This is a genomic window from Chryseobacterium pyrolae, from assembly GCF_025153485.1.
GTDB lineage: Bacteria > Bacteroidota > Bacteroidia > Flavobacteriales > Weeksellaceae > Chryseobacterium > Chryseobacterium antibioticum.
Map to the genome: position 1 here is coordinate 631937 of NZ_JANZQH010000001.1, position 17049 is coordinate 648985.

At 37.3% G+C, this 17049-nt stretch carries 16 protein-coding genes and 3 tRNA genes; 10 read left to right on the forward strand and 9 right to left on the reverse strand.

Going from position 1 to position 17049, the window contains the following annotated elements; all coding sequences use genetic code 11:
* Window positions 1-164: 164 nt before the first annotated feature.
* From NZD88_RS02775 to NZD88_RS02805, 7 genes are all read left to right on the forward strand, one after another.
* Window positions 165-2048: a DNA topoisomerase IV subunit B gene (locus NZD88_RS02775; protein ID WP_169234470.1), complete on the forward strand. Its 1884-nt coding sequence runs from the start codon at window positions 165-167 to the stop codon at window positions 2046-2048.
* 29 nt (window positions 2049-2077) lie between these two features.
* Entirely contained in the window at window positions 2078-2554 is a 477-nt protein-coding gene (locus NZD88_RS02780) for a hypothetical protein (protein ID WP_259827262.1), read from the forward strand.
* A 6-nt stretch (window positions 2555-2560) separates the two neighbouring features.
* On the forward strand, window positions 2561-5149 hold the full coding sequence (locus tag NZD88_RS02785) for a DNA gyrase/topoisomerase IV subunit A (protein WP_259827263.1): 2589 nt from the start codon (window positions 2561-2563) through the stop codon (window positions 5147-5149).
* An 11-nt stretch (window positions 5150-5160) separates the two neighbouring features.
* A complete protein-coding gene (locus NZD88_RS02790) occupies window positions 5161-5814 on the forward strand; it encodes a rhomboid family intramembrane serine protease (RefSeq protein ID WP_259827264.1) in 654 nt (217 codons plus the stop codon).
* Between the two features lie 30 nt (window positions 5815-5844).
* Window positions 5845-6954 (forward strand): helix-turn-helix domain-containing protein, encoded by a 1110-nt coding sequence (locus NZD88_RS02795; RefSeq protein ID WP_259827266.1) that lies wholly within the window; start codon window positions 5845-5847, stop codon window positions 6952-6954.
* A gap of 142 nt (window positions 6955-7096) precedes the next feature.
* A complete protein-coding gene (locus tag NZD88_RS02800; RefSeq protein WP_259827267.1) occupies window positions 7097-7882 on the forward strand; it encodes an SDR family NAD(P)-dependent oxidoreductase in 786 nt (261 codons plus the stop codon).
* Window positions 7879-8850, forward strand: coding sequence for an NAD-dependent epimerase/dehydratase family protein (locus NZD88_RS02805; protein WP_259827269.1), 972 nt, complete (start codon window positions 7879-7881; stop codon window positions 8848-8850). The genes NZD88_RS02800 and NZD88_RS02805 overlap by 4 nt, the downstream gene beginning before the upstream one ends.
* A 54-nt stretch (window positions 8851-8904) precedes the next feature.
* Here the strand turns inward: NZD88_RS02805 and NZD88_RS02810 are convergent, their stop codons facing one another.
* The 7 genes from NZD88_RS02810 to NZD88_RS02840 form a co-directional block, all read right to left on the reverse strand.
* A complete protein-coding gene (locus NZD88_RS02810) occupies window positions 8905-10446 on the reverse strand; it encodes an L-type lectin family protein (RefSeq protein WP_259827270.1) in 1542 nt (513 codons plus the stop codon).
* 7 nt (window positions 10447-10453) lie between these two features.
* Complete coding sequence (locus tag NZD88_RS02815; RefSeq protein WP_259827271.1) at window positions 10454-11026, reverse strand: hypothetical protein; 573 nt, start codon at window positions 11024-11026, stop codon at window positions 10454-10456.
* A 568-nt stretch (window positions 11027-11594) separates the two neighbouring features.
* Window positions 11595-11954, reverse strand: a complete 360-nt coding sequence (locus NZD88_RS02820; RefSeq protein WP_259827273.1) for a DUF4180 domain-containing protein — start codon at window positions 11952-11954, stop codon at window positions 11595-11597.
* 156 nt (window positions 11955-12110) lie between these two features.
* On the reverse strand, window positions 12111-12962 hold the full coding sequence (gene prmC / locus NZD88_RS02825; RefSeq protein ID WP_259827274.1) for a peptide chain release factor N(5)-glutamine methyltransferase: 852 nt from the start codon (window positions 12960-12962) through the stop codon (window positions 12111-12113).
* Window positions 12963-13721, reverse strand: a complete 759-nt coding sequence (yaaA, locus tag NZD88_RS02830) for a peroxide stress protein YaaA (RefSeq protein WP_259827275.1) — start codon at window positions 13719-13721, stop codon at window positions 12963-12965.
* A 4-nt stretch (window positions 13722-13725) separates the two neighbouring features.
* Window positions 13726-14427 carry a CPBP family intramembrane glutamic endopeptidase gene (locus tag NZD88_RS02835; RefSeq protein WP_259827276.1) on the reverse strand — a complete coding sequence of 234 codons (702 nt, stop codon included), beginning with the start codon at window positions 14425-14427 and terminating at the stop codon, window positions 13726-13728.
* A 44-nt stretch (window positions 14428-14471) separates the two neighbouring features.
* On the reverse strand, window positions 14472-15083 hold the full coding sequence (locus NZD88_RS02840; protein WP_169234632.1) for an L-threonylcarbamoyladenylate synthase: 612 nt from the start codon (window positions 15081-15083) through the stop codon (window positions 14472-14474).
* 101 nt (window positions 15084-15184) lie between these two features.
* Between NZD88_RS02840 and NZD88_RS02845 the strand changes: the two genes are divergently transcribed.
* The 3 genes from NZD88_RS02845 (at window position 15185) to NZD88_RS02855 (ending at window position 15481) form a co-directional block, all read left to right on the forward strand.
* Window positions 15185-15257 (forward strand) — tRNA-Met (locus NZD88_RS02845).
* Between the two features lie 39 nt (window positions 15258-15296).
* A tRNA-Met gene (locus NZD88_RS02850) sits at window positions 15297-15369 on the forward strand.
* 39 nt (window positions 15370-15408) lie between these two features.
* Window positions 15409-15481 (forward strand) — tRNA-Met (locus NZD88_RS02855).
* Window positions 15482-15715: 234 nt separating this feature from the next.
* Here the strand turns inward: NZD88_RS02855 and NZD88_RS02860 are convergent.
* A complete protein-coding gene (locus NZD88_RS02860) occupies window positions 15716-16480 on the reverse strand; it encodes a GLPGLI family protein (RefSeq protein WP_259827277.1) in 765 nt (254 codons plus the stop codon).
* A 117-nt stretch (window positions 16481-16597) separates the two neighbouring features.
* A complete protein-coding gene (locus NZD88_RS02865; protein ID WP_259827278.1) occupies window positions 16598-16840 on the reverse strand; it encodes an Ada metal-binding domain-containing protein in 243 nt (80 codons plus the stop codon).
* Window positions 16841-17049: the final 209 nt, after the last annotated feature.

Below are 17049 nucleotides of genomic sequence, written 5' to 3' on the forward strand. Positions count from 1 at the left end.
AGAAAAGAGTTATTTTTTTCACATGATATTGAATAATACCGTAAATATATAATTTGATTAATAATAACGCAATGTTTAAGATTGAATATTGGCAAAAATCGAATTGAAAAAATTCGGATATTTTTGTACAATTTCGTACTTTTGTATGTTTGCTGAAATCATATATGTCACAAGAAATAAATCCAATCTACTCCGAAGATAATATCAGAACCCTCGACTGGCAGGAACACATCCGTCTGCGCCCCGGAATGTACATAGGGAAGCTCGGAGACGGCTCCTCTGCAGACGACGGTATTTACATTCTACTGAAAGAAATTCTGGACAACTCTATCGATGAGTTCAGAATGAGGTCAGGGAAAAGAATTGAAATAAAAGTGGATGATGGTAAAGTCAGTATCCGTGACTTTGGCCGTGGAATTCCGCTGGGAAAGGTAGTAGATGCCGTTTCTAAAATGAATACGGGAGGTAAGTATGACAGTAAAGCTTTCAAGAAATCGGTAGGGTTAAATGGAGTAGGTACCAAAGCCGTAAACGCGCTTTCGGAGTATTTCCGAGTAAGATCCTTCCGTGAAGGGAAAATGAAGATGGCGGAGTTTTGCAGAGGAATCATCACCGAAAACTATGAGGAAAAAGATACTTCAGACCGAAATGGTACTGAAATCTCTTTCATTCCTGATGGTGAGATCTTTCTTCATTTCAAATACAGAAAAGAATATATAGAAAAGATGCTGCGTAATTACGCGTATCTGAATCCGGGATTGAAAATTCTGTTCAACGGAGAGACCTATTACTCTGAAAACGGGCTTAAAGACCTTCTGGAAGAAGAAATGGAAAATGAAATTCTGTATTCCATCGTGCACCTGAAAGATACCGATATAGAGTTGGCGATTACCCATTCAGACAAATCACAGACAGAAACCTATTTCTCTTTCGTAAACGGACAGAATACCACGCAGGGAGGAACGCACCTTAATGCTTTCCGTGAAGCGTACGTAAAGACGATAAGGGAATTCTTCAATAAAAATTTCGATGCCTCAGATATCAGGAAATCTATCATTGCAGCGATTTCTATCAATGTAGAAGAACCTGTATTTGAATCCCAGACGAAAACAAAACTGGGATCTAATGATATGGGCCCGAACGGACCTACCGTAAGAACATTTATCATTGATTTCCTAAAAAGTAAACTGGACAATTTCCTTCATAAAAACCCTGAAATTGCAGAAGCTATCCAAAGAAAGATTATGATCTCCGAAAGAGAGAGAAAAGAACTTTCAGGAATCCAGAAACTGGCAAGGGAAAGAGCCAAAAAAGTGTCTCTGCATAATAAAAAACTCCGTGACTGCAGACAGCATTATAACGACCAGAAAAATGAAAGAAAAGGGGAGACCCAGATCTTCATTACCGAAGGAGACTCTGCATCCGGATCCATCACAAAATCCAGAGATGTAGAAACCCAGGCTGTATTCTCATTGAAAGGAAAACCCCTGAACTGCTACGGACTGACGAAAAAAGTAGTCTACGAAAATGAGGAATTCAACCTTCTCCAGGCTGCTTTGAATATTGAAGAAAGCCTTGAGGACCTAAGATACAATCAGGTCATTATATCTACCGATGCCGATGTGGATGGAATGCACATCCGTCTTTTGATGATCACATTTTTCCTTCAGTTCTTCCCGGATCTGATCAAGAATGGTCACCTGTATATTCTGCAGACGCCCTTGTTCAGGGTAAGAAATAAAAAAGAAACAAGATACTGCTATTCCGAAGTGGAAAGAATCAAAGCTTTGAATGAGCTTGGGAAAAACCCGGAGATTACCCGATTTAAGGGACTTGGAGAGATTTCTCCCGATGAGTTCAAACATTTCATCGGAAAAGACATTCGTCTGGAACCTGTTGTAATAGGTAAAGACCAGACCATAGACCAGTTGCTGGAGTTCTATATGGGTAAGAATACCCCGGACAGACAGTTATTTATCCTTGAAAACTTAGTAGTGGAAGACACTGATATTGATAAGAAGGAGATGCTGGATGAAGCAGCAGATTAAAAACCAAACTAATAAATATAAAACCGGAAATGAGACTTAACAACCGCAATAAAGCTTCAGTTTATAATTTTGTACACACGATGTTGCTGATGTTGGTTATATTTGGGATTTCCGCATTTTTACTGAACGAATACCGGTTTCATGCTGTGGGAAAAGAAAGTTATATCCTTCTTGTTCTTCCGATCTTAATGCTGGTAGTTTTTCACCTGAACGGCAGACAGATCTTTGAATATGACAGTGATGGAGAAGCCCTGAACTTCAAGAACAGGAATATTATTCCTTTCCTGGACAGGCCACTTCACGATGAATTTCCGAAGTATAAACTGATCAGCTATGAGATCGTCACTGTTTTCTTTATCAAAAGATTATATATTACCATCTCAAGTAAAAACAGCGGTTCTACCATACTCAAATATGAAATATCCTATTTGAGCCAAAAAGAAGTAAACGATTTAAAAATCTCTCTGAATAAAGTAGTGAAGGCTAATAAAGAGATAAACGATTAAAAACAGATGACGACAGAAGAAAACTCGCACGAAGGTGAGAGCTTGAAAAAAGTCTCAGGACTTTATAAAGACTGGTTTCTGGACTATGCTTCCTATGTAATTCTGGATAGAGCAATTCCTTCCGTCTATGATGGGCTAAAGCCTGTTCAGAGAAGGATCATGCACTCTATGCGGGAACTGGAAGATGGCCGTTACAACAAAGTAGCCAATATTGTAGGAAATACCATGAAATATCACCCGCACGGTGATGCTTCCATTACCGATGCTATGGTACAGATCGGCCAAAAAGAGCTCTTGATAGATACTCAGGGAAACTGGGGAAATATCTATACCGGAGACTCTGCGGCGGCAGCAAGATATATTGAAGCCAGGCTGACCCCTTTCGCATTGGAAGTAGTATTTAATCCAAAAACTACTGAATGGGCGAAATCCTACGACGGCAGAAATAACGAACCTATTGATCTTCCCGTTAAATTCCCTTTGCTTCTTGCACAGGGAGTGGAAGGAATTGGGGTAGGACTTTCTACGAAAATTCTTCCTCATAATTTCAATGAACTGATCAATGCATCTGTCGCCCACTTAAAAGGTAAGAAATTTGAATTGTTTCCCGACTTTTTAACGGCAGGATATCTTGATGTTTCCGAATATAATGATGGACACAGAGGAGGTAAAGTAAGAGCGAGAGCCAGAATTACCCATACCGACAAGCACATGCTGGTGATCTCAGAGCTTCCTTTCTCAAAAACAACAAGCGACCTGATTGATTCTATCCTGAAGGCCAATGAAAAAGGAAAGATCAAGATCAAAAAAATAGAGGATAATACATCCGATAAGGTAGAAATCCTTATCCATCTTCATAATGATGTGTCGCCGGACAAGACCATTGATGCACTGTATGCCTTTACAGACTGTCAGGTGACCATTTCTCCGAATGCATGTGTAATCGTAGGGGATAAGCCTATGTTTATGAATGTTTCCGACATTCTGAAAATGAATACGGAACACACTGTTTCGCTGCTTAAAAAAGAGTTGGAAATAGAACTTCATGAACTGCAGGAAAGCTGGCATTTTTCTTCACTGGAAAGGATCTTCATAGAAAACAGAATCTATCATGATATTGAAGAAGTAAAGACCTGGGAAGATGTTATTAAAACTATTGATAAAGGTTTAAAACCACATACCAAGCATCTTTTAAGAGCGGTAACGGAAGAAGATATTTTAAAACTGACCGAGATCAGGATCAAGAGAATTTCAAGATTCGATTTAGATAAATTTAAAGAAAATATAGCAGCCCTTGAAGGCAAAATAGAGCAGGTAAAATACAATCTTGCCCATCTGATTGCTTATGCGATTGATTATTATTTAAATATTCAGAAGAAATACGGAAAAGATAAAGAAAGAAAGACCGAGCTTAGAATTTTTGATACCATTGATGCTACAAAGGTAGCGGTGGCCAATGAGAAATTCTATGCCAATTTTGAAGAAGGTTTTATCGGAACATCGCTGAAAAAAGACCAGTATCTGTTTGACTGTTCGGATATTGATGATATCATCATATTCAGAAAGGACGGAACGATGAAAGTCGTAAAGGTAGATGCTAAAATTTTCGTCGGAAAAGACCTCCTGAGCGTTGCCATATGGAAGAAAAACGACAAAAGAACGGTCTATAACATGATCTACCGCGAAGGCAGGGACGGACCGTACTATATGAAACGTTTTTCTGTAACGGCGGTGACCAGAAACACAGATTACCCGCTGGCTTCTGATAAAAAAGGTTCTGAAGTCCTGTATTTCTCTGCTAATCCTAACGGGGAAGCAGAAACGGTGAGCGTTCTTTTAAAACCGAATCCGAGAATAAGGAAAAACAAAATGGAAATTGATTTTTCCGATCTTGCGATCAAAGGAAGAGATTCCAAAGGAAATCTGGTGACCAAATATTCCGTGAAAAAGGTGGATATGAAAGAGGAAGGCGTTTCTACGCTGGCTCCAAGAAGAATCTGGTTTGATGATACGGTAAGAAGATTGAATGCTGATGCCCGCGGAACTCTTTTAGGCAGTTTCAAAGGAGATGACAGAATTCTCACCATTAATACAAACGGTGAAGTGAAACTGGTTTCTTTCGATCTTGGGAACCGTTTCGATGATGAATACCTGGTGCTGGAGAAATGGAAACCGGAACAGCCTGTAACATGTATCTATTACGACGGAGAAAAAGACATGTATTTTATCAAGAGATTCCTGTTGGAAAATACGGTGAATCTGCAAACCTTTATGCCATCGGAACACCCGAAATCATTCATAGAAAATGTGATTGTAGCCAACGGGGCTTCAGCAGAGATTATTTTTGCTAAAGATAAAGGGAAAGACCGCGATGCTGAAACGATAGATCTTGATGAATTTATTACCGTAAAAGGAATCAAAGCCATTGGAAACCAGTTTACGAAATTTAAAGTAAAAACCATCAACATCACCATCCCGGAACCTGTAGAAGAGGAGCCGGAAGTGTATGAAGAGCCGGAAACCGGAGACGGTATTGTTGATGATGACCGGACAGTAATCGGAGATCTCTTTGAAACCGATGAACCAGAAAATTAAGAATTTAAATTATGAATATTTTAATCGTATTTATTATCATTACAGCTATTATCAGTTTCGTTGCCTTCAACAATCCTGGTATTACTGAGAAATATAAATTCAGTGTAGGATCAATTCTGAACAGGAAAGAATACATCCGTCTTCTTTCATCAGGATTTCTTCATGCAGACATCATGCACCTGGTGTTTAACATGATGACGCTGTATTTCTTTGGACCCATTGTTATTCAAGCTTTCGGAAATATAGGTTTCGCCATCGTATATCTGGGCTCTATATTGCTTGGGAATTTTCTGTCACTTTATATTTACCAGAAGCAGCCCTGGTATTCTGCCGTAGGAGCGAGTGGAGGAGTTTCGGGAATATTATTTGCCTCAATAGCCATGAATCCTCAGATTGGTATCTATATCTTCTTTATTCCGATTCCGGTTAAGGGATATATTTTCGGACTGCTCTATTTCGGATATTCCGTATATATGATGCTTAATCCGAAACAGCATGATAATATAGGACATGCCGCCCACCTGGGAGGAGCTTTTCTCGGATTAATTTATGCAGTAGTTACAGCTCCCGATATTGCAATGCATAATGCTCTCTATTTGGGAATTATGTCGCTGCCTTTAATCTATCTGGGTTACGAAATTTTTGTCAGGAAGAGAATAGGATAAAAACTATCTTTACTATAAATATCAAAACCAATGAACACATCAGAATTAAACCGCTTCATCGTTGTATTAATCTATGGTTCATTGGTTTTGCTTTCTCTGTTGAAATTGTCCAATCCTTTACGGGTGAACAGGAAAGCCAATTTCTGGTTTGGGATATTTCTTTTTTTATGGTCGAGTTTCTGGCTGGATGAAGTACTTACATTGGTCAAAGAGTCTCCGATTGAGATTCATTCCATCATTTCAGTTCAGATCATACAGTTTCTCACGCCGATCATGTTCTATTTCAGTGTGTTATTTTACACCAATCCATCATTTAAATTTAAAATTTCAGACCTGAAGTATCTGATTCTTCCGGTTATTTTTTGGATCAACATTATATTGCAGCGTTTTGGTGGATTTAAGGATAATAGCATTTTTAATTATGTCTTTATTGGATTAATCCTTTTCCAGGCTTTATTCTATACCGGTCTTTCATACTTTACGATCCGAAAACATAAAAAAAGAATTCAGCAGTTTTCTGCCAATACGGAAGGCATCAATCTGAACTGGCTGGAATATATCACGATTATTATTTTCATTATCAATATTGCCTACGTAGTTTATAATTTATCCTATGATTCTAAAGCCCTGAATTTTTTCATTAACACCGCTTTTCTGCTGGTTATTTATTTTGTGGGATATTATTCGTTAAAACAGAAGGAAATCTATCCTTTAGAAGAAAAACAACGCGAAGAACTGATTTCGATCGACGAAAATCCGGAAGCAGCAGAAGTAAAGAAAAAACTGATCTCCGACGAAGAGGTAAGTAAAATCAAAAACCAGCTGGAAGAGATTATGACTCAACAGAAACCTTATCTCGATAGTGAGCTTAACCTGATCCGTCTTTCTGAACTTTTATTTATTTCTACCCATCATCTGTCCTACGTGATCAATACCGGATTTAAAAAGAATTTTTTCCAGTATGTGAATGAATACAGAATCGATTACGCCAAAAAACTTCTCAAGGATTCCCGGAGTAAACTGTCGATTTTGGGAATTGCCTACGAATCCGGATTCAATTCCAAGACTTCTTTCAATACCACCTTTAAAAAACTAACTGATCAGACCCCTTCCGAATATAAAAATGGTTCTGATTTATAAATCTTAACGCTATAGTTTTGCTAACTAGTTTTAATTCAGTTTATTATGTTTTTGTTTTTTTAATTTTAAAATAGGTTCAATCAGATAATCCTGAACATTCAAAGACCCTTTTGAGGATAGCTTTGCACCATAAAATTGTATTATGGATACCAAAGAATCATATGCGGTCGTAACGGGAGCGAGTCAGGGACTGGGAAAAGCGTTTGCAGAAAACCTGGCCAGCAAAAACATCAATGTTGTTCTGGTAAGTCTGCCGGGCCAGCATTTGAAAGAACTTTCCCAAAAGCTTGAAGAAACCTATCAGATCAAGGCACAGTATTATGAAGTAGACCTTTCTGTGAATGAAAATGTGATGAAGCTCACCGAATGGCTGAACCAGTCATTTGAAATTCATATTTTGATCAATAATGCCGGTCTTGGAGGGACTAAAAAGTTTGTAGATGCATCACCAGCTTATATCAATATGATCCTTCAGGTGAATGTAGCAGCAACATCACTGATTACGCACCAGCTGCTTCCCAATCTTTTGCGGCAACCCAAAGCTTATATTTTAAATGTATCCAGCATGGCAGCCTTTTCACCGATCGGTTTCAAAACGGTATATCCGGCTTCCAAAACCTTTATCCATTCATTTTCAAGAGGGCTTCATGAAGAATTGAAAGATACCAATGTTTTTGTAAGTGTTGTGAATCCCGGTGCAATGAAAACGAATATTGATGTCTGCAAAAGAATTGAAAAACAGGGTGTTTTGGGAAGACTTACCCTTCTGGATCCGAACAAAGTCGCAGCCTACTGCATCAGGCAACTTTTTAAAAAAGATTCTGTTATTATGGTGAATCCCATCAGCTGGCTCGTTATGAAGTTGCTGCCGATATGGATCAAGCTGCCTCTGATGACCAGTGCCATAAAAAAAGAAATTGAAGCATGAAAAAAGTTTTCGTGACCGGAGCCACAGGGCTTCTGGGTGCTAATACCGTTATTAAATTACTACAATATGATTATTCTGTTATTGCTCTGGTTCGTAAAAAAAGCAGCTGGATGGGTGAAGAAAATAAAAATCTCAGATTCATAGAAGGAGATCTGTTCTCGGATATTTCAGAATATTTGCAGGAGGTGGATGCCATCATTCATATAGCGGCAGAAACAAGCCAGAATTTGTTGTGTTATGAGGATTATAAAAAGATTAATTATGATGCAACTGTTCATTTATGGGCACAGGCTGCCGCTGCTGAAGTGGAAAAATTCCTGTTTGTGAGCACAGCCAATACTTTAGGATACGGAAACTCTGCCATCCCGGGTAGTGAAAATACGCCTCAGTTTTACCCTTTTACCCATTCTTACTATGCACAAAGCAAACTGGAAGCAGAGAACTATCTTCTGCAACAGAGCAGGGGAACGAAGACCGTTATTGTAAATCCGACTTTCATGATCGGAGCCTACGACCGTAAGCCCAGTTCGGGAAAGATAATCTTTTGGACCTGGAAAAAGAAGCTTGTTTTTTATCCGAAAGGCGGAAAGAACTTTGTTCATGCGGAAGATGCTGCCGAAGGACTGGTAAAAGCATTTGAAAATGGTAAAAACAGCGAGAAATATCTTTTAGCCAATGAAAACCTGACTTATAAAGAATTTTTCAAAAAAGTAAATACCATAACCGGGCAAAATCCAGTAATGATAGCTATTCCAAACAGAGTTTTGAGCTTCCTTGGATGGATAGGTGATGGTTTGAGGAAATTAAAAATTAAAACAAATCTCAGTACCTCCAATATGAAAGCCCTGCAGATCTGTAATTATTATTCTAATCAGAAATCCCTGAAGGAGTTAGGTATTCAATATCAATCCATTGATAAAGCAATCGAAGATGCCGTTCAGTATTTTATTAAAAACAATAAACATTGATTTTCACTCCGTTAAAAATAAAAAACCAGCTTTTAAAAGCTGGTTTTTATCAAATTATCTTGTTATTTTCTGAGTTACATTTTTGTTGGAAATAACGCAGGCTTTGCTGCAGTTATTTGCGCTTGAAATATTAACCTGTATCAACGCCGGCATTGATCTGTATTCTTCATTATTATAAGGAGCTTCAGTACCATTTCTTCCGCCACCTTTAATATCATATTGTATTTGGGCGACTCCTGTAAATCCAATGGCGGGCCTGAAAGAAAGCGCTCCTGTAGTGGATGAATAGGTCCATGTACCCTGACTGCTAGTATAAACTCCACCTGTTATATTCGGAATCACATTACCATTGATATCCAAAAAACGAAATGAATTAAAATCAAGGTTGTTATAAGAAAGTGTTGGCGGGTTTTGGCCACTTGCGGAAGAATAAGCTGCATCATTAAGTAAAGGAGAATACGTAGATTTTATCCCTGGGCATCCTGCAAATAGATCATCTGTTACTTCGGCTGCATAAGGTCTGGTAACCCCTAAGTTTTTCAATAAATGTATATTCTTGGCAGCTCCCGTAGAAGCAGCAAAGCCAATCCTGAAAGTAGCAGGAGGTGACGTATCCAGCGTTCTTACCGTACTGGTAGATATTGTACTCTCCGTATATTTCAGAGAAGTAGGATAATAATAATTATCAATAACTTTTTCTTTCACATTCCCGTGCTGTATTTCCAGAGTTATATTGTAACCACCGGCAGGATTGGGTATTAATGTAATATATGCTTTACGGAATCTTACGTCATTTTCATTTTGGGGAATCGTAGTTCCGCCACTTTCAATGCTGAATTGCTGAAGGTTCGGATTTTTAATGCCAATAAATTTCCCTGTCTGTGTATCCAGATAAGCGGATCTATTGGTGCTAGAAGGGGAAACATTGGTAGCTGTACTATAAAGTAATGGATAACCATTGTATCCAGAAGGTTCAGATGCCGACAGATATTGATTTCCGCGTTTACCTCTTAAAGAAATATTGCTTCGCCCATTGGCTAATGTTAAGCCAAAAATTCCATTTCTAACTCTTTCACCCTGGTTAAAGGTTGTTTTAAAATTTCCGAATTCATCCAGACCTATTCCCAGATATGCTCCTCTCAGTCCTTCCGTGGACTCACCTCCACGGACAAAACTATACCCTAATCCTCCTCCAAAATATCCGATATTGAGCTGTGCTTTAGGAATAGATCCGTCTACTAAAAATATAGAAATACCATCTCCTCCGTTAGTATTTCCTCCATAAATTGCAAATTCAAATTCGAATTTAATTCCCTGATCACTTTTGAATATTTTATCAGCAAGGATAACCCCACCTGAAATATTATTAACACTTCGGGTCAGTCGTAATCCTTCTGTGGTAAAAGTAGCATCATTCTGGACACCGCTGGTAGACACCTTATAGGCTTCCTGGGGTTGTAATCCCTGTGTAAAGTTGACAAAATATGGATAGCCCGTTCCTTGCTCATTCTGCGCCTGAATATTCTGGAAGAAAATAAACAATGAAAAAATAAGCAAAAATCTTTTGCTTTGTACAATTGAGGTACTTTTTATCATAACTCAATTATTTAACAACAAAAACAATATTAATAAAAGAACAGTCTGTAGCTGCTGCTTTTACATCATATGTCATTACACCATCATCAGAAATAGAAATATTGCTGAATACATTAGGATCAGCATCAGTCACATAATAGTAAAGATCTTTACTTGATGGGAAAAAAGGAATCGCTGCAGGCGCGCTGGTACTCTTTGCTTTTGGAGACCCGAACTGAGTTTTATATAATGTATACAAATCTTTAATTCGGCCATTGGCACTGGTGGAAGTGTCAAATGAAACACTAGGCATGTAAAACATTTTTACGGCATTACCACTTATACATAGCCAGTCGGGTTTGGTAGGTGTACCAATATTCTGGCTTAAACATTTTTTATCAGTATCATAAATGAGAAGTGAGGTGGCCGGATTGATAATAGCGTCTCTATTTGCAGTGGTAAGTCTTGGTACCAACATTCCTCTACTTTGACTATAAATATCCAGCGCAGCGCTTGCATCAGGTGTGGCCGTGTTAATGCCTATCTGGGCAAATGAAAATGAACTTACTAAAACGATTGGTAGAAATAATTTTTTAATCATGATGTACTTAATAATTTTTTATCTGTGTATTTTTTTGTTTTTATGTGTTTTATGGTTATGTTTTTTTTTGAAAGGCATTCAAAGGCAACTTAATTCCACAAAAGGAATAAGTAAGCTTCAACAATTCATTTGAATAATGAATTGTTCTATTCAAGAAATGGCATAAGGAAACGCTTTGTTCCAAAAACCAATGACAGATATAACAAGTATGCCTTATAAAAGAGCATTTTATGTTTCATCTGAAATAGTCGATAAAGTAAATTGAGTTAAGTAGCTTTGTAAGCTATATAAGTAAGATTCATATTCCGTTGTGTTTTTGCAAATGTACAAAAAAAATATTTAGGTACTCATTTTCAGATAATTAATTTTAATCTATCCGGATTTTTTAATTTAATTAATGTTTTTTAGTTTAAATTTTTATGTAATTACTAAACTATTAATTGTTATTTTTAATGTGCAAATCATTGTATTTTATTAAAAATCCTAAAAATAGACTTTATTGAGGTGATAATATTTGAAAAAAGAGGCTGTAAATTTTATGTTTTTTGCTAAATAGCTTCTACAGAGCCTATTTTGAAAAATTATTCAATGCATCTTTCAATAGTTCGACAAAATTGATGTGTTTTGTTTTATTACTTTCAAAAATGAAATCTCGGATGCTTTTGCTTTGATATTTTTCAAAATCTCCCACGATGGCAAGGCCTACACGGTAATTGGAAAACTTCTGAAGGATATCTCCTGCCATTTTCGTCTTCAGATCAAAGAATTCAGGAGTGATATTGTGTTCATATATGATCAGTTTATCGAAGCCCTGATAATAAATATCTCCAAGAAGATCCAACCCATCCTGAGCCGATTTGATAATGATTTCATCAGAGATAATTTCAGCAATTTTTGTTGTATTGATGTCATGAGATGTTATCTTCATCCTGTTTTATTCTAAGGTTCTTTTCATATCTTTTAAAAAATCAGTCACAGGAAATGCATCCCTTTTGCAGGATGAAAGCTGCAGAATGAATGTAAACCTTATCAATACACTGAATACAGACGTCCGCATAATTTTGTGGTTAAGAAGAGTATTTACTTATTTCTTTCCCACAATAAACCGGTCGTTTTCGGATAAATCTTTGATGAGTTGAGCATCAGAAAAATGTCCGGTATATAAGTCCAGCGTTTCAGAACCCAATTTTTGATTAATTTCCAAAAATAAAAGGCCATTATCCTTCAGATGTTTTTTAGCATCTTCAGCAATTTTCCGGTAGAAAATCAACGTATCCTGAACCGGGGAGAAAAGAGCCATTTTAGGCTCAAATTCCTTGACAGAATCGGCGATTTCAGTTTCCTCTTCAATGCCTATATATGGCGGATTGGAAATAATAACATCATAGCTTTCTGCCAATTCAAAATTAAGATAATCCCCATGAATGAAATTGATTTCCAGTTGATGATGTTCCGCGTTTCGTTGAGCTGTTTCCAAAGCTTTTTCAGAAAAATCAATGGATGAGATTTCTGCCCCGGGAAAATGTTTTTTTAAGACCAGGGGAATCACACCGCTTCCGGTTCCGATATCCAGAATCTTCAATCCCTGAACATCAATTTCTGAATCATGAATTTTATGAATGGCTATTTCAAGGAGTTCCTCCGTTTCAGGACGAGGGATCAGGACATTCTCATCCACGAAAAATACCATTCCGTAAAACTCAGTTTCCCCAAGGATCTGTTGATAAGGTCTTCCGGTTTTTAAATCTGACATTATCTGAAGAAGCTGCTTTTCATCATCTACAAGAAGTTCCTGACTGGATAACCTTCTCTGATGAAATGAGTCGAGGCCAACTGTCTTCTGTATGAAAACAGCGCACAAAAAAGCACTTTCCGAGTCACTATAGACTTCGGAAAGCTCTGTTTTGAAATGTTTTTTGAATTCTGTTATTGTCATTTATCTTGTGAAAACCAGTTTGCTGTCTGTAGATTTTTCTTCATCGATCAGGTAGCCTTCATAGTTGAATGCTTTTACATCGTTTAGAGTTTTGGCATTGGTTTCGGCACAGAACCGTACCACAAGGCCTCTTGCATGTTTGGTATAAACGACGATGGTTTTAAGCTTTCCTTCTTTCAATTCATAAAAATCGAAATCAATGACCTTATGGTTTAATTTTTTTCTGTCGATCACTTTTCCGTACTCGTTGCTGGCCAGATGAAGAAGAATTTCTCCTTTTTTCATTTCAGAATTAAGCTGTTCCGTGATCTTTTCTCTCCAGAATTCATATAGATTTTTGTACTGATCAAATTGAAAAGGACGTCCCATCTCCAGTCTGTAAAGCATCACTTTATCAGAAGGTTTCAACAGACCATACAGTCCGGAAAGCATTCTGTAGTTTTTCTGTAAGTAATCTACAGCATTTTTGTCCAGAGTTTTAGCATCCAGTCCTCTGTATACCTCACCTGTAAAAGCGAACATAGCAGGAGCGGATTCTTTTGCTGTAGGCTTATCTTTCCATCTCTGGTTTCTTTCCCAGTTTTCATCGGCCAGTTTTGGCGATATTTCCATCAGTTCGGAAAGATATTTCGGCGATTTATGTTTTAAATAAGACTGTATCAGTGCAGCTTCTTCGATGAATTTCGGAGTGGTAGATCTCAGTAGGTCTGTTGAATTCTCAACGTTCATCAGTTTCGCTGGAGAAGTTATAATTTTCATAATGTTAGAATGCAGATAAATGTTTAATGTCAATAAAATTCATCATCATCATAGACACAAAGTCGTACATAAAATGACAGATGATCAGAATCTTAATATTAGAATATATTTTATAAAATGAAGCAAAAACAGCTCCGATAAAGAAAGGTACCAGGACCTGTCCAATCGTTCCGTAGGTGCTGTGAAGAATCCCAAATAATGCAGCAGAAACAAAAATACCAACGTATGGATTGTTGTATGTTTTTTCAATTCTCGGCTGAATGTATCCCCGCATCAGAAGTTCTTCCACAGCTCCTGCGGTAAAGCAGGTCAGGATAATCAACAAATAATTACCCTTAAAAACAGAAGAAATTTGAGCCAGTTTTTTGCTTATCCCTTCCTGGGTCAAAAGCTGAATAATAAGATTCAGAAAAGAACCACCGAAAGCACAGATCAGATAAAGAACAATCACTGCTTTGATATAAAACAGGACAGGATATTTCTTCTCTTTCCAAAGTAGAAAAGTATTTTTCTCAATGAAAACGCTGTAAAGAAAGATCAGCCCAAGAACGGCCCAGAGTGCGATCCTTGTATAGAAGAAATTAACTGGTGTAAATGCTTTTATTCCCGTAATCAAATAAATAAACGGAAAAATATAAAGCATTACCGCGGCTAAAAGTACAAAGGTGAAAAGAATCCCCAGTGCGTATTTTCCGTTCAAACTCATAATCCCAAACAATCAGCTGTTGGCCCTCAACGATTTATACTTTATTAAATAATTCCTTTTCCCTGACGGATGATTTCCGGTTCACCGGAAGTAAGGTCCACAATGGTAGACGCTATATTATCCCCGTATCCTGAATCAATAACAATATCTACCAGGTGATCGTATTTTTCTGCGATCAGTTCCGGATCTGTAGAATATTCAATGATTTCGTCATCATCTTTAATAGAGGTTGAAGCAATCGGGTGACCCAGTTTTTCCACAATAAGCTGTGGAATCGGGTGATCGGGAACACGGATACCGATGGTCTTATGATTTTTGTAGGCCAGAGGAAGGCTCTTATTGGCATCAAGAATAAATGTGAACGGCCCCGGAAGATGGCTTTTCAGAAATCTGAAAACGGAAGTGTCAATAGGTCTTGTAAAATCTGAAAGATGGCTTAGGTCATTACAGATAATCGAGAATTTAGACTTTTCCAGCTTTACTTTTTTAATCTGGGCCAGCTTTTCCATGGCCTTTATATCAAAAATATTACATCCTAAGGCATAGATAGTGTCGGAAGGATAGATAATCAGCCCGCCATTTTTTAAGGTTTTAATAACCTCATTCACAAGATTTTCCTGAGGGTTGTCAGGGTAAATTTTCAGTATTTTTGCCATAAAACAAAGATACAAATAATAAAATAGTTTTCATAAAAGTCCTTTATTTAAAAGAAAAATTAGGATTTTTAAAAAATAGCCGTATCTTTGCAATCCAATATCGCGGGATGGAGCAGTAGGTAGCTCGTCGGGCTCATAACCCGAAGGTCATAGGTTCGAGTCCTGTTCCCGCTACTAAGCAAAGTGTTTTCGGTAAACACTCTAAAGATACACCGCGGGATGGAGCAGTAGGTAGCTCGTCGGGCTCATAACCCGAAGGTCATCGGTTCGAGTCCGGTTCCCGCTACTAAGTTAAGTGCTTTCGGTAAGCACTCTAAAGATACACCGCGGGATGGAGCAGTAGGTAGCTCGTCGGGCTCATAACCCGAAGGTCATAGGTTCGAGTCCTGTTCCCGCTACTAGAGAAAAAGAAGCAATAATTATATTGCTTCTTTTTTGTTATTTATAATTTTGGAGACATAAGTAAAATAGCGTCTTTTTTTAACGCTAAGTTGAATTTTGAAACTACAGATTTTAAGGAAGGAAAAGGCTGGCGGTGGTATTGCTGATGAAGATGCCGGATAAAAGGCTTGATTAAGTAAGTCAATTCTGATTGATTCCGTCTTTCTAAACCCTAATAAAACATTTGTATTTTAATCCAGAAATGTGGTGAGACTTTTGATACGGTCTGTCATCATCTTGGTTTTTTCATTTCCATATTCATCAAATAATCTCATATTTCCGTTGTATATAGATGGGTTTTCCTGGTAATTCTTTCTGGCTTCTAAAAACTGATCTTTAGATTTTGTCTTTACATTAGTTGTATAATTAAGAGGTTCTATTATTTCGCCAGATTTTTTAATATCTGTGGCATATATCTCAATGGTCCTATTCTTATTATATACTTCCAGTACAAGCCCGGATAAACCTTTAAATCTGAAAGGTCCGTCTGGGATCGCGATATCGTCAGTAAACCAGGCGAAAAAAGTTTCACCTGTATCGGTTACGGTTTTTGCCAACCGGCTTTTGAAACCTTTTATATCTTTTTTCTCATTCAGTATTTCCCATTTCAGTTGGGGCTCTTCGTAGGTGAAAATATATCTGCCAACAGGCATAGATACTATTAAATTGTCTTTGCTTTTATAAACACTGCTTACTGATTTGGGGTATTTGGGAATGCCTCCATAGTTGGTTTTTATGGTTTCTTTAGAATTTCTGTTATAAAATGCTTTAGCTTCCCGACTGTAATAAGAAGACTCCAGATTATTACACAATAAAGTGGAAGCATAAATAGCAAGCTGACTTTTGTTGACGCTGTCCTGAATAATTTTAGTTTCATAATTTATTTCCATGACGGCTGTCTGACCGCCTACTGAAATGAAACCGAAAATCAGAAATATACACGCTTTAATTTTCATACCCCTACATTCTTTTGATTTTACAATGGTATTAAAAAAAAGCGATTCATTGTTAATAAATTCTGTAATTCTGATCTATTTTATCATGTACAGAACAAGCTAAGAATACCAGAGCACTTACGAATTGTTTTTCCATTGTTTGTATTCTGTCTTCATGCAATGCCCGCAGGGGCGGTAATTATTTTCCAATGCTTCGTTTTCAGATATAAAGAAGATTCTGTTTTCTTTTTTCATTCTTTTGCCGGACGAACAAGAAAGTAATCCGTAAATCTTCAATTTCTGATTCCCTGCAAAATTGATTTCTTTTCTTCGTATTTTACTTTTTAAGACAGGATCAGATACTTCAATATGTTTTTCCATAGGATAAAGATCCGAAGTTGCTGGTATTCATAAAATCCGGAACGTGCTGTATTGGATTGTATGACCCAATTATCCTATTGTCTCAAAAGTAGTATTACTTCTACAAGACATGTAATTTAATTCTACAGGATTTTTTTTAACAGAACGGGACTGAAGCTTACTTTTGTATTACTCTTATGATCAGGAGACTGGTTGTAGAGTATATTTAT

Bases quoted from the DNA above. Each gene is read 5' to 3' on its own strand.
- NZD88_RS02775 (WP_169234470.1), top strand. From the start codon at position 165: ATGTCACAAGAAATAAATCCAATCTACTCCGAAGATAATATCAGAACC.
- NZD88_RS02780 (WP_259827262.1), top strand. From the start codon at position 2,078: ATGAGACTTAACAACCGCAATAAAGCTTCAGTTTATAATTTTGTACAC.
- NZD88_RS02785 (WP_259827263.1), top strand. From the start codon at position 2,561: ATGACGACAGAAGAAAACTCGCACGAAGGTGAGAGCTTGAAAAAAGTC.
- NZD88_RS02790 (WP_259827264.1), top strand. From the start codon at position 5,161: ATGAATATTTTAATCGTATTTATTATCATTACAGCTATTATCAGTTTC.
- NZD88_RS02795 (WP_259827266.1), top strand. From the start codon at position 5,845: ATGAACACATCAGAATTAAACCGCTTCATCGTTGTATTAATCTATGGT.
- NZD88_RS02800 (WP_259827267.1), top strand. From the start codon at position 7,097: ATGGATACCAAAGAATCATATGCGGTCGTAACGGGAGCGAGTCAGGGA.
- NZD88_RS02805 (WP_259827269.1), top strand. From the start codon at position 7,879: ATGAAAAAAGTTTTCGTGACCGGAGCCACAGGGCTTCTGGGTGCTAAT.
- NZD88_RS02810 (WP_259827270.1), bottom strand. From the start codon at position 10,446: ATGATAAAAAGTACCTCAATTGTACAAAGCAAAAGATTTTTGCTTATT.
- NZD88_RS02815 (WP_259827271.1), bottom strand. From the start codon at position 11,026: ATGATTAAAAAATTATTTCTACCAATCGTTTTAGTAAGTTCATTTTCA.
- NZD88_RS02820 (WP_259827273.1), bottom strand. From the start codon at position 11,954: ATGAAGATAACATCTCATGACATCAATACAACAAAAATTGCTGAAATT.
- prmC (WP_259827274.1), bottom strand. From the start codon at position 12,962: ATGACAATAACAGAATTCAAAAAACATTTCAAAACAGAGCTTTCCGAA.
- yaaA (WP_259827275.1), bottom strand. From the start codon at position 13,721: ATGAAAATTATAACTTCTCCAGCGAAACTGATGAACGTTGAGAATTCA.
- NZD88_RS02835 (WP_259827276.1), bottom strand. From the start codon at position 14,427: ATGAGTTTGAACGGAAAATACGCACTGGGGATTCTTTTCACCTTTGTA.
- NZD88_RS02840 (WP_169234632.1), bottom strand. From the start codon at position 15,083: ATGGCAAAAATACTGAAAATTTACCCTGACAACCCTCAGGAAAATCTT.
- NZD88_RS02860 (WP_259827277.1), bottom strand. From the start codon at position 16,480: ATGAAAATTAAAGCGTGTATATTTCTGATTTTCGGTTTCATTTCAGTA.
- NZD88_RS02865 (WP_259827278.1), bottom strand. From the start codon at position 16,840: ATGGAAAAACATATTGAAGTATCTGATCCTGTCTTAAAAAGTAAAATA.